Genomic DNA, 13,322 nt, shown 5'->3' with positions numbered 1-13,322 from the left:
GCACGTGGCGGAAGGTCACCCCTTCCGAAGGCGGCAGCACACGCGGCGGTATGGCAACGAGCCTAACGCTCGATACGGGCGAAGCGCGCGCTCTCCCCGGGCGCCGGCGTCGCCCTGGCGGGGAGCCGGGCCGCCTGTTGCAGCTGCGGATCGCCGCACAGCGCCTCGTGCAGCGCTTCCAGCAGCACCTGCACGCGGGCGTCGGCCAGGCTGTAGTAGATCGAGCGGGATTCGCGGCGGGTCTTCACCAACTGGTTCTGCCGCAGCTCCGCCAGTTGCTGCGACAGGCCGGGCTGGCGCAGGCCGAGGTCGCGCTCCAGTTCCGCCACGGAGCATTCGCCACGGGCGATCTGGCAGAGCAGCAGCAGGCGCGTCGGGTTGGCCAGCAGGCGCAGCAGTTCGGCGGCGTCGTTGGCGCGCTCCTTCAGGGCTTCCAGGCCCTCGTCGGCCGGCGCCTTCATGGCTTCTTCCAGCGGTAGTACCAGGTTTCGTCCGGGCCGGGCTCGACCTGCAACGCCTCATGGGCATCCAGGGCCACCGGCTCCAGCAGCGCGCCGCCGGGCTGCCAGCCCTCCGGGGTGGAGGCGGCGTGCCGGTCGCTGGCCTGCAGCGCGGCGACCAGGCGCAGCAACTCCTCCACCGAGCGGCCGACGTTCATCGGGTACCAGCTCAGGGCGCGGATGATGCCCTCCGGATCGATCACGTAGCTGACCCGGGTGGTCGAGCTGTCCACCGCGTCGGGGCCGACCATGCCGTAGCCGCGGGCGATGGCCATGGAGGGGTCCTCGATGATCGGGAAGTCGATGGCCACGCCGAAGCGCTCGTGGATGTCGCGTATCCACGCCAGGTGCGAGTAGAGGCCGTCCACCGACAGCGCCAGCAACTCGCAGCCCAGTGCGTCGAAGCGCGGCTTGGCGCGGGCGAAGGCGATGAACTCGCTGGTGCACACCGGGGTGAAGTCCGCCGGGTGGGAGAACAGCAGCAGCCAGCGGCCGCGGTAGTCGCTCAGGGCGACGTCGCCGCGGGTGGTGCGGGCGCGGAACTCCGGCGCACGGTCGTTCTGGCGCAGCGGCGGCATGGAGGGAGCGGAACAGGCATTGGCTTCCACGGTGATCCAGATCCTCGGCTGAACAGGCCCGTCATGCTACCGCCCCGGCCCGGTAGCGTCGACGGCGACACTTCGACGTTTTCATAATTGCACTATTAAAGAAATAGTGTAAGCATTATTCAGGTCAATGTCGCAGGAGACGCCCCCCATGTCCGCCCTCCACGCCGATGCCGCCCTGGCCGCCGCCAGCGCACTGGTCGACGACGCCACCAGCGGCCGCGCCCCCACCCCGCAGGTCACCTCGTTCTTCGACGAAGCCACCTTCACCGTCAGCCATGTGGTGCGCGACCCCACCAGCAACGCCTGCGCCATCATCGACAGCGTGCTCGACTTCGACCAGGCCAGCGGCCGCACCCACCAGGAGTCGGCCCAGGCCCTGGTGGAGTTCGTCCGGGCCAACGACCTGCGGGTGTCCTGGCTGCTGGAGACCCACGCCCATGCCGACCACCTGTCCGCCGCGCCGCTGCTGCAGGAACGCCTGGGCGGGCGCCTGGCGATCGGCGAGCGGATCACCCGGGTGCAGCAGACCTTCGGCAAGATCTTCAACGCCGGCAGCGCCTTCGCCCGCGACGGCAGCCAGTTCGACCATCTTTTCGCGGATGGCGAAAGTTTCCGCATCGGCAACCTGCAGGCCATCGCCCTGCACGTGCCCGGGCATACCCCGGCCTGTATGGCCTACGTGATCGGCGATGCGGTGTTCCCCGGCGACACCCTGTTCATGCCCGACTACGGCACCGCGCGCTGCGACTTCCCCGGCGGCGACAGCGCCACGCTGTTCCGCTCCATCCGCCGGCTGCTCGGCCTGCCGCAGCCGGCGCGGGTGTTCCTCTGCCACGACTACAAGGCCCCCGGCCGCGACCACTACGCCTGGGAAACCAGCATCGGCGCGCAGCGCGCCGGCAACATCCACGTCCACGACGGCGTGAGCGAGGCCGCGTTCGTCGCCATGCGCGACGCCCGCGACGCCACCCTGCCGATGCCGCGCCTGATGCTGCCCTCGGTGCAGGTGAACATGCGCGGCGGCCACCTGCCGGAGCCGGAAGACAACGGCGTGCGCTACCTCAAGCTGCCGCTGAACCTGCTCTGAGCCGCCGACGGCGGGCCATGACGGCCGCTGTCCCGCCGCCCTCCCCTTGCCTTGCGCCGCCGAAAGAAGAAGAGGAATCCGCCATGCAACGTCTGCCCCTGGACGATGGCTTTTGCGTCGCCCCGCAACTGAACCCCGAAGACCTTTCCGCCCTGGCCGCCGCCGGCATCCGCAGCCTGGTCTGCAACCGCCCCGACGGCGAGGCCGACGACCAGCCGGGCAGCCAGGCCATGGCCGCGGCCGCCACCGCCCAGGGCCTGGAGTTCGCCTACCTGCCGGTGATCAGCGGCGCCATCGGCGACGCCGACGTCCACGCCTTCGCCGCCGCCCTGGAGCAGCTGCCCGGCCCGGTGCTCGCCTACTGCCGCACCGGCACCCGCTCGGCCACCCTCTGGGCGCTGTCCCAGGCCGGGCAACGGCCCCTGGACGACATACTCGCCCGCGCCGCCCGGGCCGGCTTCGACCTCGGCCAGCTGCGCCCGCGCCTGCAGGCCGCCGCCAGCCCCCGCCCGGGGCGCGGCGAGCCCACCTATGACCTGGTGGTGATCGGCGCCGGCGCCGCCGGCCTGGCCACCTGCGCCAGCCTGCTCAAGCGCCGCCAGAACCTGAGCATCTGCATGGTCGAGCCGGCCACGGAGCACTACTACCAGCCGGGCTGGACAATGGTCGGCGCCGGCGTCTTCACCCAGGACCGCACGGTGCGCCCGATGGCGGCGCTGATCCCCGACTGCGTGGCCTGGGAACGCTCCGCCGCGGCGGCCTTCGCGCCCCAGGACGACCGCGTGATCCTGGCCAACGGCGCCAGCCTGAAGTACCGCGTGCTGGTCCTGGCCCCCGGCCTGAAGCTGGACTGGAACGCCATCCCCGGCCTGGCCGACACCCTGGGGCGCAACGGCGTGACCTCCAACTACCGCTTCGACCTGGCGCCCTACACCTGGCAGCTGGTGCGCGGCCTGCACCGTGGCCGCGCGCTCTTCACCCAGCCACCGATGCCGATCAAGTGCGCCGGCGCGCCGCAGAAGGCCATGTACCTGTCCGCCGACCACTGGCTGCGCGGCGGCCGTCTGGAGGGCATCGACATCCAGTTCCACACAGCCGGCGCCGCGCTGTTCGGCGTGGCGGACTACGTGCCGGCATTGATGGAGTACGTCGAGCGCTACCGCGCCCAGCTCAACTTCGGCTCGACCCTGGCGGCCGTCGACGGCCCGGCGCGCACCGCCACCTTCGCCCGCACCGATGCCGACGGCCAGCGCCACGAGGAAGTGCGCGAGTTCGACATGCTCCACGTGTGCCCGCCGCAGACCGCTCCGGACTTCATCCGCAGCAGCCCGCTGGCCGGCGACGGCGGCTGGATCGACGTCGACCCGGTGACGCTGCGCCATGCGCGCTTCGCCAACGTCTTCGCCCTCGGCGACGCCAGCGCCGCGCCCAACGCCAAGACCGCCGCGGCGGCGCGCAAGCAGGCCCCGGTGGTGGCGCACAACGCCCTCGCCTGCCTCGACGGCCAGCCCCTGACGGCGGCCTACGACGGCTACGGCTCCTGCCCGCTGACCGTGGAGCGCGGCAAGATCGTGCTCGCCGAGTTCGGCTACGGCGGCAAGCTGCTGCCCACCTTCCCGCGCTGGCTGCTCGATGGCCGCAAGCCGTCGCGCCTGGCCTGGCACCTGAAGTCCGAGGCGCTGCCGGGCATCTACTGGAACGCCATGCTCAAGGGCCGCGAGTGGCTCTGCGCGCCCGGCCGGCGCCGCGCCGGACAGTCCGCCTGAGGAAGCCGCGATGCCGACCCTCAGCCTGTTGCAGTACCTGCTCGGCGCCGCCGCCGGTTCGCTGGTGGGCTTCACCCTCGGCCTGGTCGGCGGGGGCGGCTCGATCCTCGCCGTGCCACTGATGGTCTACCTGGTCGGCGTCGACAACCCCCACGTCGCCATCGGCACCAGCGCCCTGGCGGTGGCCGCCAACGCCGCCGCCAACCTGCTCAACCACGCCCGCCGCGGTAACGTGAAGTGGCCCTGCGCCTCGCTGTTCGCCCTGGTCGGGGTGGTCGGCGCCTTCTTCGGCTCGTCCCTGGGCAAGGCCTTCGACGGCCAGAAACTGCTGGCGCTGTTCGCCCTGCTGATGCTGGTGGTGGCGGCGCTGATGCTGCGCGGGCGCGACAGCGAAGGCGACGCCGCGGTGGCCCTGGGCCGCGGCAACGCCCCGCGGCTGGCGGCATTCGGCGGCCTGGCCGGCGCCCTGTCGGGGTTCTTCGGCATCGGCGGCGGCTTCCTCATCGTCCCCGGCCTGATGGCCGCCACGCGCATGCCGATCCTCTTCGCCGTGGGCAGCTCGCTGGTGGCGGTGACCGCCTTCGGCCTGACCACCGCGCTCAACTACGCGCGCTCGGGCCTGGTGGACTGGCCGCTGGCGGTGGTGTTCATTGGCGGCGGGGTGGCCGGCGGGCTGTGCGGCGCCTGGCTGGCGACGCGCCTGTCGCGCAGCCAGGGCACCCTGAACCTGGTATCGGCGGCGATGATCGGCGCCACCGCGCTGTACATGCTCTACCGCAGCCTGGGGGCGCTGGGCGTCATATGAACGGCCGGGCTGCGCACCGCTCAGGTGTACTTGGTGAAGATCGCCCGGACCCGCTGCAGCGTCTGCGCCGCGTCCTGCTCCTGGTCCTCGAACGCCTCTTCCAGCAGGCAGGCGAGCAGCTCCTGGTAGGCCTTTTCCAGGGCCTTGCGCGCCGCGCGGAACTGCAGCGCGATGGTCTCGCACTCCTCGCCCCGGCGGATCATGGCCTGCAACCCGCGGATCTGGCCCTCGACCCGGGCCAGGCGGTTGAGCATCGCTTCCTGGGGGGTGATATCGCTTTTTCTGCTCACGTGTACCTTCCAACGCGCATCCCGAGGTGAAGGCTCCATGGGGTTCCCATCCACGGCAACCCGGCGCCCGGGCGTGAGGGTAGCGTTGTTCGGCGGGCACAGCCAGCCCGGCGGCGGGGCAGCCGCCGGGCATGGCCCGCGCCCGGCCTCAGGAGCGCTTGCAGCTCCCGCAGGTGCTGATGCCCAGCAGCGGGTAGGCCGGGCAGAAACGGAAGATGCCGGTGGCCAGCGGCACTATGCCGATCCACCCCCACCAGCCGATCACGCCGGCGAGGCTCAGCCCGATCAGCAGCAGCCCCACGACGATGCGCACCGCGCGATCGATGGTCCCGACATTCGCTTTCATGACGATCTCCTTGGTCAGGTCCCGCGCTGGCCATCCAGCGCGGTGAAGATGAGCGGCCGGCTTGCCGGGTCGGGCGCCGGACAAGGGTCCGCGCGCCTGCTGCGTCAATCTGCCATCTCATTGGAAGGGCATTTCCAACATACCCTATGGGGTATTACAACAGTCGCTCCGGAGGTGCACAAGTGAGTGCGTCAATCCGCTACCCGAAGCTGGTGAAGGAACTGGCGGCCATCCTGCTGATCAAGCTGGTGCTGCTCCTGGCCATCAAGGCCATCTGGTTCGACCACCCCACCCTTCCCGTCGGGGGCGAACGGCAGGTCAGCGCGCACCTGCTGGGCACCCCCGACCCCGTATCCACCCCCACCTCATCCCCCGCCAAGGAGTCCCCGTGATGATTTCCGAAGCCGTAGTCGACCTGTCACGCCTGCAGTTCGCCATGACGGCGATGTACCACTTCCTGTTCGTGCCCCTGACGCTGGGCCTCGCCTTCCTGCTGGCGATCATGGAGTCGGTCTACGTGATGACCGGCAAGCAGGTGTACAAGGACATGACGCAGTTCTGGGGCAAGCTGTTCGGCATCAACTTCGCCCTCGGCGTCACCACCGGGCTGACCATGGAGTTCCAGTTCGGCACCAACTGGGCCTACTACTCCCACTACGTCGGCGACATCTTCGGCGCGCCCCTGGCCATCGAGGGGCTGATGGCGTTCTTCCTCGAATCCACCTTCATCGGCCTGTTCTTCTTCGGCTGGGATCGCCTGTCCAAGGTCCAGCACCTGAGCGTGACCTGGCTGGTGGCGCTGGGCTCGAACCTCTCGGCGCTGTGGATCCTGATCGCCAACGGCTGGATGCAGAACCCGGTGGGCGCGGAGTTCAATTTCCAGACCATGCGCATGGAGCTGACCGATTTCGGCGCGCTGCTGTTCAACCCGGTGGCCCAGGTCAAGTTCGTCCACACCGTGGCCGCCGGCTACGTGACCGGGGCGATCTTCGTCCTGGCCATCTCCAGCTACTACCTGCTGAAGAAGCGCGACCAGGGCTTCGCCCGCCGCTCCTTCGCCATCGCCTCGGCCTTCGGCCTGGCCTCGATCCTCTCGGTGATCATCCTCGGCGACGAGTCCGGCTACGAGATCGGCGACGTGCAGAAGACCAAGCTGGCCGCCATCGAGGCCGAGTGGAACACCGAGCAGGCGCCGGCCGGCTTCACCCTGTTCGGCATCCCCGACCAGGAGCAGATGCGCACCCATTACGCGATCAGGATTCCCTATGCGCTGGGCATCATCGCCACCCGCTCGCTGGACAAGGAGGTCACCGGCATCAAGGACCTGCTGGTGCAGCACGAGGCGCGCATCCGCAACGGCATGCAGGCCTACGCGCTGCTGGAGCGGCTGCGCGGCGGCGACACCTCCGCGGCCACCCTCGCCGCCTTCGATGATGTGAAGCAGGACCTGGGCTACGGCCTGCTGCTGAAGAAGTACACCGACAAGGTGGTGGACGCCAGCGAAGAGCAGATCCGCCTGGCCACCCTGGACACCATCCCCGACGTGCTCACGCTGTTCTTCAGCTTCCGCGCCATGGTCGCCTGCGGCTTCCTCATGCTCGCCCTGTTCGCCTGCGCCTTCTGGGCCTCGGCGCGCAAGAACGAGGAGCGCAAGCCCTGGCTGCTGAGGTGGGCGCTGCTGAGCCTGCCATTGCCCTGGATCGCCGCGCAGACCGGCTGGTACGTCGCCGAGCACGGCCGCCAGCCCTGGTCCATCGGCGAGGTGCTGCCGGTTCACCTGTCCGCCTCCAGCCTGGGCACCCACGACCTGTGGGGCTCGCTGATCGCGCTGGTGGCCTTCTACAGCCTGCTGCTGGTGGTGGAGCTGTACCTGATGATCAAGTTCGCCCGCCTCGGCCCGTCGAGCCTGCACACCGGCCGCTACCACTTCGAGCAGGGCGCCGCGCAGCGCCCGGCCATTGCCTGAGGAGCCCGCCATGGACTACGAAACCCTGAAGATCACCTGGTGGGTGCTGATCGGCGTGCTGCTGATCGGCTTCGCCCTCACCGACGGCTTCGACATGGGCGCCATGGCGCTGCTGCCCTTCGTCGCCCGGGACGACCACGAGCGCCGCGTGGCGATCAACACCATCGCCCCGCACTGGGACGGCAACCAGGTGTGGTTCATCACCGCCGGCGGCGCGCTCTTCGCCGCCTGGCCGATGGTCTACGCCACCGCCTTCTCCGGGCTCTACTGGGCCATGCTGCTGGTGCTGTTCGCGCTGTTCTGCCGGCCGGTGGGCTTCGACTACCGCAGCAAGCTGGAGAACCCGCGCTGGCGCGCGGCCTGGGACTGGGCGCTGTTCGTCGGCGGCTGCGTCCCGGCGCTGGTGTTCGGCGTGGCCTTCGGCAACCTGTTCCTGGGCCTGCCGTTCAACCTCGACGAAATGATGCGGCCGACCTACAGCGGCTCGTTCTTCGCCCTGCTCAACCCCTTCGCCCTGCTCGCCGGGGTGGTCAGCCTGAGCATGCTCTGCCTGCACGGCGGCGCCTGGCTGATGCTGCGCACCGACGGCGAACTGGCCGAACGCTCGCGCCGCGCCGCGCAACTGTGCGCGCTGGTGTACCTGGCGGCCTTCATCGGCGCCGGGCTGTGGCTCAGCCTGGGCATGCACGGCTTCAGCCTGGCCTCGGCGGTGGACGGCAACGCCGTGCTCAACCCGCTGCACAAGCAGGTGACGCTGGACAACGCCGGCTGGCTGGCCAACTACCACAAGCAACCGCTGACCATGCTGGCCCCGGCGCTGGGCATCCTCGGCGGGCTGCTCGCCCTGGCCAGCGCCAGCGGCAACAGGGGCGGCCTGGCCTTCCTCGGCAGCGCCCTGGCCATCGTCGGCACTATCTGCACCGCCGGCTTCGCCCTGTTCCCCTTCGTCTTCCCCTCCAGCGAGAACCCGGCGGCCAGCCTGACGCTGTGGGACGCGGTGTCCAGCCACAAGACCCTCGGCATCATGTTCGCCGTGGCCTGCATCTTCGTGCCGCTGATCCTCTGCTACACGCTCTGGGGCTACGCGCGCATGTGGGGCCGGCTGAACCGCGAGCACATCGACGCCAACCCCCACGGACTCTACTGAGGAGCGACAAGCATGTGGTACTTCACCTGGATTCTCGGTGTGCTGCTGGCCTGCAGCTTCGGCATCATCAACGCCCTCTGGCTGGAAACCACCCAGGACCTGGACAGCGATGACCGCCGCCAGTCCTGAGCGCGCCCTGCGCCGCCCCTGGAGCCGCGTCGTCTCGCTGCTCCTGGCGGCGCCGCTGGCGCTGGTGCTGCTGATCCACCCGGCGCTGATGCTCGACGCCAACGGCGGCTACAGCCACGGCCTGCTGATGCTGGTGATGCTCGGCGTGAGCGGCGGCTTCGTCCACGGCGTGGGCTTCGACCCGCGCGGCCGGCTATGGGCGCTGCTGTTCGGGCCGCCCGTGGCCTGGCCGCTGATGCTGCTGGGCTATGGCCTGCTGCTCTATGCGCGGACGAGTTGAGGCCGGCTCACTTCGAAAGCGCCAGGCCAAACCTGAACAACAGTTGAACGGTGCGGTCATCGCGCATGGAAACAGTCCGGAAGCCTTGACCCAGGTCATTCGTTTCCGGCCTCCGGCGAAAACATAGTGGAACCGAGCGCCCGAGGGGGCCAGGCATGGACGCCGGCGAGTTATCCCACCCTCGGGCGCTCCCCCATCGCAGCGTAGGGCGCATAACGCCCCAGGGCGTTATCCGCCGTTGGCCCCGGCTCCGGCGTTCCGGCCGTCGTAGGATGGGTTGAGCTTGCGATACCCATCGGGCCATGGTGATGGGTATCGCTTCGCTCAACCCATCCTACGAAAAGCGCCTCGCATGGCGGGTAAGACAAGCTGCCCCGGCACCGTGCCCATGTAGCGGACCTTGTCCGCGATTTTCGGCTGCGGGCCGGAACATCGGTGACAGGTCTAAGAGCCCCTCTCCCTAACCCTCTCCCTGAAGGGAGAGGGGACCGTTGGGCAGAGTTTGATGTTATGGCGTTAGCCGGCAATCTCGGCAGTTTCCGGCAGGAACCATTACCTTTCTCGGCACGGACAAGCCCCCTCTCCCTTCAGGGCGGGGCGCGCAGCCGAGGGCTGGGGAGAGGGTGCTCCAAAGCCCAACACCCAAAGCCGCAGGCACACACCATTCGCAAGCGCGATTCGCGGATGAGATCCGCTACGGGCGGCCCCGGCACCGTGCCCCATGTAGGAGCGCGCCCTGCGCGCGATTTCGCGGGCAGGGCCCTACGATTCCAGGAAGCACGGCTTTTCGTAGGATGGGTTGAGCTTGCGAAACCCATGCGGTTGCGCTGATGGGTATCGCTTCGCTCAACGCCATCCTACGAAGAGCACCTCGGCGCAAGACAGTTGCTCCTACGCAAAGCTCTCCGATCCCCCATGAAAAAGCCGCCACGACGCATGGGGTCGTCGTGGCGGCCAAGGGGAATGAATCGGACGGCCGAAGCCGGCATTCACGAACTCAAGGCGGTTTGAATGAAGTCAACGGGCGACCCTCGATATATGGAACACGCAGTTTCGACTGATATAAAAGTTTTAAATCCGCAGCAAAACTAGAACTTCGCCTCCAGATCCAATTGCAACGTATCGATATCCGCATCTTTACGCGAACCACTGGCGGCATCCGACCTGGCCATGAAATAAGTGGCACCCAGGGCGAAATTCTTGTCGATGTCGTAGGCAACTTTGAACTTATGACCACGAGATGCGGTGTAACCATTGGCGAAGTCCGAATCGGTAAATGCCCCGACCACCGCATTACGCTGCACATCGCGATAGTTGTAGTCGAAGCTGAAGTCGCCCACCTTGGTCTTCGCGCCGGTCAGCCAGGCAGTATCTTCGTTGCTATCGGTCGCCTGGTTGACCACGTACTGGCCGTATAGCGAAAGCGGAACCGGCAGGTTGCCGAAGTCCAGCTGGCCGAAGCCTTCGTAGAGGCGGAAGTCCCTGGTGGTGTTGCCGTTGGCGGAAAGCTGGCACGGCGTCGTGGTGGCCGAGCCGCAGGCACTGTCGGTGTCGTTGTCGTAGGCGTAGAGGCTCGCCCCGAGGGTCGCCTTGATGCCGTCGATGGGCGCGAAGCGGGCGCCGAACTGGCCGCTGTACAGGCGCAGGTCATGCTGGAAGGCGTAGCCTTCGCCGTCGACGTTGTCCTTCAGATTGAAGTAGCCGGCGCTGCCGAACAGCTCGGCGCTGCCGCCCAGCGGGTATTTGTAGGTGGCGGCGAAGCCTTCGGGGTTGATGTCGCCGTCCCAGATAACGTCGCCTGCGCTGACCCACGGCTGGTTCATCTTGCCGCCGATCAGGTGCAGGTTCTTCACCGCCGCGGGGTGGAAGTCGATGTAGGCCTGGTCCAGCCACAGCTGCTTCTTGTCGAAGTAGTTGTCCATGCTCTGGTTGGTCGAGCGGGCGTCGTCGCCGCTGCCGGTGGCGATGCGGATGCCGGTGTCCACCTGCGGGTTGATCTGGCTGTAGAAGCCGACCCGCGCGCGGATGCGCTGGCGGTTCTGGTCGCCCTTGCTGCCGCTGTTCTGCGCATGCACGGTTTCCTGGCGCACGCGGACGTCGCCCTTCACCTGGGTCCTGGCGGCCCAGGCGATGCTCTGCTCGAAGGCGCTCATCTGCTCTTTCTTGGCCTTGGCCTGCTCCGCGGCCGCCTGGTTCTCCCTGTCCAGCTCGGCCGTGAGTTCGGTGTACTGGGCGGCGCTGATCGAGCCATTGGCCTTGAGCATTTCCAGCAACCTGGCATCGACCCCCGCATGCGCCGGAACACTCAGGACGAGCAATGCCCCGGCACAAACCCCCATTCCGCCCAGTGCAGAAATACTACGCATCAAGAATCTCCTGAAATCCGATAAAGGCGGCAACTACCACCCAATTAATTCGGTTCCCACAAAGTTCTCCGCCACCGGCGAATACCTTGTCCCCAAACCGGGGCCGATTCTTGTTTTTTGAATATTTCAGAATGATTTCAAGCGAAGGCAAGACATGAGCCATCGAAACATGAATAGCCCTTGCAGCCCTTATGAATCGCGGATTCATATACTATTTGGCGAGGGTGTTTTTACGCGCAGCGGCTATATTGCCGGGCGGGAAATACCTAGCATTTTAAAAGTGAAGAACCCTGCTGTTTTCGGTCGAATGAAAGTTCGATCGACTCTCTGAATAGAGCAACCAGAATTCAGCGATCCCGGGCCCCCTTCGGCCTCGTTGCCGAAGGGGGCCGGGCGATCAATCCGCCATACCGGCGTCGCCAGGCTGGCGCGTCTTCAGGCGGTGCTCTAACTGCCGGCGGGTGATGCCCAGAAGCCGCGCGGCGCCGGCGACATTGCCGCCGGCCCGGCCCAGGGCACGCTTCACCGAAGCCTCGATCAGTTCCTCCAGCGGGTGCTCGTCCAGCCACTGCTCGATGATCCGTTGCCGCTGCTGCGGGGCCTCGAAGTCCGGCCGGGCTTCCGCCTCCCGCGCCGGGGACAGGAACAGGTCGCTCAGGCCGATGGGTTCGTTGTCGTCGGCCAGGACCACGCCTCGCTCGATGATGTTCTCCAGCTCGCGCACGTTGCCGGGATAGTGGTACTCCAGCAGCGCCCGCACGGCCGCGCGCGAGAGGCCCTTGATGGTGCGCTGGTGCTGGGTGGAGAAGCGCTTGATGAAGTAGCGGATCAGCAAGGGGATGTCGTTGCGCCGCTCGCGCAGCGCGGGGATGTGGATGGGGACGACGTTGATGCGGTAGTACAGGTCCTCGCGGAAACGGCCCTGCTGGACGTCCTTCTCCAGGTCCGCGTTGGTGGCGGCGATGACGCGTATGTCGACGGGGCGCGGCGCATCGCCGCCCAGCCGGTCGACCTCGCGTTGCTGCAGCACGCGCAGCAGCTTCTCCTGGGCCACCGAGGTCAGGGTGCCGATCTCGTCGAGGAACAGGGTGCCGCCGTCGGCCTGCTCGAAGCGCCCTGGCCGGCTGCGGTGGGCGCCGGTGAAGGCGCCCTTCTCCACGCCGAACAGCTCCGACTCGATGAGGGTTTCCGGCAGGGCCGCGCAGTTGACGGCGACGAAAGGCTTGTCCGCGCGGTGGCTGAGCTGGTGCAGCAGGCGGGCGAAGCGTTCCTTGCCCACGCCGGTCTCGCCCTGGAACAGCACGGTGACGTCGCGCGTGGCGATCTTCTCGATGCGCCGGCAGGTGGCGAGGAAGCTCGGGTCCGCGCCGATCAGGTCGGAAACCGCCAGGGCCTCGTCCAGCACGGGGTCGTTCAGCGAAGCGTTGATGTAGTCGGTGGAGCCGAACAGCTCCAGCTGATCGCCGTCGGGGCCCCACTCCTCCAGCGGCTTGCCGATGATCCGGCAGTGCGCGTGGCCCATGCCGCGGCACTCCACCTCGCGGAACAGCACCGTGCGGCCGAAGAAGGCGCTGTTGAAGCCGGAGGCGTGGCCGACCTGCATCCAGCAGACCGGCTCGGCGGAAGGCGGCAGGTGCGCCAGGTGGGCGCTGGCCTCGAAGGAGTCGTGCCAGATCTGCTCGACGTAGTGGTGGCCGGACTCCACGTCCACCTCCATGCGCAAGGTCTCCACTTGCGTCACCCCTTCCAGCGCATGCAGCAACGGCCCCGCCATGAAGGCGTGGTCGCTCTCGTCGCCACGCAGCTGGCGCGCCAGCCCGGCGTCGCTGGAGCCCGTCGCATAGCCCATGCGGGCCAGCAGGCGGCGCGAATGGGCCACGCCGATCTCGGCGATCAACTCACGGCGGAAGGCGGCGAAGGCGGACAGCTGCATGAGGAATGCGCGTTGCTGGCCGATCCAGATCTGGCCCTTTTCGGGCTGCATGCGGAACTGACGGAGCAGGTCCTGGGGGAAGCTGCGGGCACCCATGGC

General features: G+C 67.9%; 14 protein-coding genes. 8 read left to right on the top strand and 6 right to left on the bottom strand.

Features of this window, described 5'->3' with window-relative positions:
• Nucleotides 1–62: 62 nt before the first annotated feature.
• Nucleotides 63–461, bottom strand: coding sequence for an ArsR/SmtB family transcription factor (locus tag PM1_RS11960; RefSeq protein WP_009623122.1), 399 nt, complete (start codon nucleotides 459–461; stop codon nucleotides 63–65).
• On the bottom strand, nucleotides 458–1,078 hold the full coding sequence (locus PM1_RS11955; protein WP_009623123.1) for a peroxiredoxin: 621 nt from the start codon (nucleotides 1,076–1,078) through the stop codon (nucleotides 458–460). The genes PM1_RS11960 and PM1_RS11955 overlap by 4 nt, the downstream gene beginning before the upstream one ends.
• Before the next feature lie 178 nt (nucleotides 1,079–1,256).
• Between PM1_RS11955 and PM1_RS11950 the strand changes: the two genes are divergently transcribed.
• The 3 genes from PM1_RS11950 to PM1_RS11940 all read left to right on the top strand — a co-directional run bounded on the left by PM1_RS11950 (nucleotide 1,257) and on the right by PM1_RS11940 (nucleotide 4,766).
• Nucleotides 1,257–2,195 (top strand): MBL fold metallo-hydrolase, encoded by a 939-nt coding sequence (locus tag PM1_RS11950; protein ID WP_009623126.1) that lies wholly within the window; start codon nucleotides 1,257–1,259, stop codon nucleotides 2,193–2,195.
• A gap of 83 nt (nucleotides 2,196–2,278) precedes the next feature.
• Complete coding sequence (locus PM1_RS11945) at nucleotides 2,279–3,961, top strand: bifunctional protein tyrosine phosphatase family protein/NAD(P)/FAD-dependent oxidoreductase (RefSeq protein ID WP_009623127.1); 1,683 nt, start codon at nucleotides 2,279–2,281, stop codon at nucleotides 3,959–3,961.
• Nucleotides 3,962–3,971: 10 nt separating this feature from the next.
• Entirely contained in the window at nucleotides 3,972–4,766 is a 795-nt protein-coding gene (locus PM1_RS11940; RefSeq protein WP_009623129.1) for a sulfite exporter TauE/SafE family protein, read from the top strand.
• 20 nt (nucleotides 4,767–4,786) lie between these two features.
• Here the strand turns inward: PM1_RS11940 and PM1_RS11935 are convergent, their stop codons facing one another.
• Together PM1_RS11935 and PM1_RS11930 are read right to left on the bottom strand one after the other, a co-directional pair.
• Nucleotides 4,787–5,020, bottom strand: coding sequence for a metal-sensing transcriptional repressor (locus tag PM1_RS11935; protein WP_009623131.1), 234 nt, complete (start codon nucleotides 5,018–5,020; stop codon nucleotides 4,787–4,789).
• Between the two features lie 184 nt (nucleotides 5,021–5,204).
• On the bottom strand, nucleotides 5,205–5,402 hold the full coding sequence (locus PM1_RS11930; protein ID WP_009623133.1) for a YgaP family membrane protein: 198 nt from the start codon (nucleotides 5,400–5,402) through the stop codon (nucleotides 5,205–5,207).
• A 182-nt stretch (nucleotides 5,403–5,584) separates the two neighbouring features.
• Between PM1_RS11930 and cydP the strand changes: the two genes are divergently transcribed.
• From cydP to PM1_RS11905, 5 genes are read left to right on the top strand one after another with little or no spacing between them, the layout of a single operon-like run.
• Nucleotides 5,585–5,794 carry a cytochrome oxidase putative small subunit CydP gene (gene cydP / locus PM1_RS11925; protein ID WP_009623135.1) on the top strand — a complete coding sequence of 70 codons (210 nt, stop codon included), beginning with the start codon at nucleotides 5,585–5,587 and terminating at the stop codon, nucleotides 5,792–5,794.
• A complete protein-coding gene (locus tag PM1_RS11920) occupies nucleotides 5,794–7,368 on the top strand; it encodes a cytochrome ubiquinol oxidase subunit I (RefSeq protein WP_009623137.1) in 1,575 nt (524 codons plus the stop codon). The genes cydP and PM1_RS11920 overlap by 1 nt, the downstream gene beginning before the upstream one ends.
• A 10-nt stretch (nucleotides 7,369–7,378) precedes the next feature.
• Complete coding sequence (cydB, locus tag PM1_RS11915; RefSeq protein WP_009623139.1) at nucleotides 7,379–8,515, top strand: cytochrome d ubiquinol oxidase subunit II; 1,137 nt, start codon at nucleotides 7,379–7,381, stop codon at nucleotides 8,513–8,515.
• Nucleotides 8,516–8,527: 12 nt separating this feature from the next.
• A complete protein-coding gene (gene cydX / locus PM1_RS11910; RefSeq protein ID WP_009623142.1) occupies nucleotides 8,528–8,644 on the top strand; it encodes a cytochrome bd-I oxidase subunit CydX in 117 nt (38 codons plus the stop codon).
• Nucleotides 8,625–8,924 carry a cyd operon YbgE family protein gene (locus PM1_RS11905; RefSeq protein ID WP_009623143.1) on the top strand — a complete coding sequence of 100 codons (300 nt, stop codon included), beginning with the start codon at nucleotides 8,625–8,627 and terminating at the stop codon, nucleotides 8,922–8,924. The genes cydX and PM1_RS11905 overlap by 20 nt, the downstream gene beginning before the upstream one ends.
• A gap of 1,088 nt (nucleotides 8,925–10,012) precedes the next feature.
• Here the strand turns inward: PM1_RS11905 and PM1_RS11900 are convergent.
• Together PM1_RS11900 and PM1_RS11895 are read right to left on the bottom strand one after the other, a co-directional pair.
• Nucleotides 10,013–11,290: a putative porin gene (locus tag PM1_RS11900; protein ID WP_009623144.1), complete on the bottom strand. Its 1,278-nt coding sequence runs from the start codon at nucleotides 11,288–11,290 to the stop codon at nucleotides 10,013–10,015.
• A gap of 397 nt (nucleotides 11,291–11,687) precedes the next feature.
• Nucleotides 11,688–13,319: a sigma-54-dependent Fis family transcriptional regulator gene (locus PM1_RS11895; protein ID WP_009623145.1), complete on the bottom strand. Its 1,632-nt coding sequence runs from the start codon at nucleotides 13,317–13,319 to the stop codon at nucleotides 11,688–11,690.
• Nucleotides 13,320–13,322: the final 3 nt, after the last annotated feature.

The sequence above is a fragment of the Pseudomonas sp. M1 genome, from assembly GCF_022760135.1.
Classification (GTDB): Bacteria; Pseudomonadota; Gammaproteobacteria; order Pseudomonadales; family Pseudomonadaceae; genus Pseudomonas; species Pseudomonas citronellolis.
This window is presented reverse-complemented; position numbering and strand designations above follow the sequence as displayed.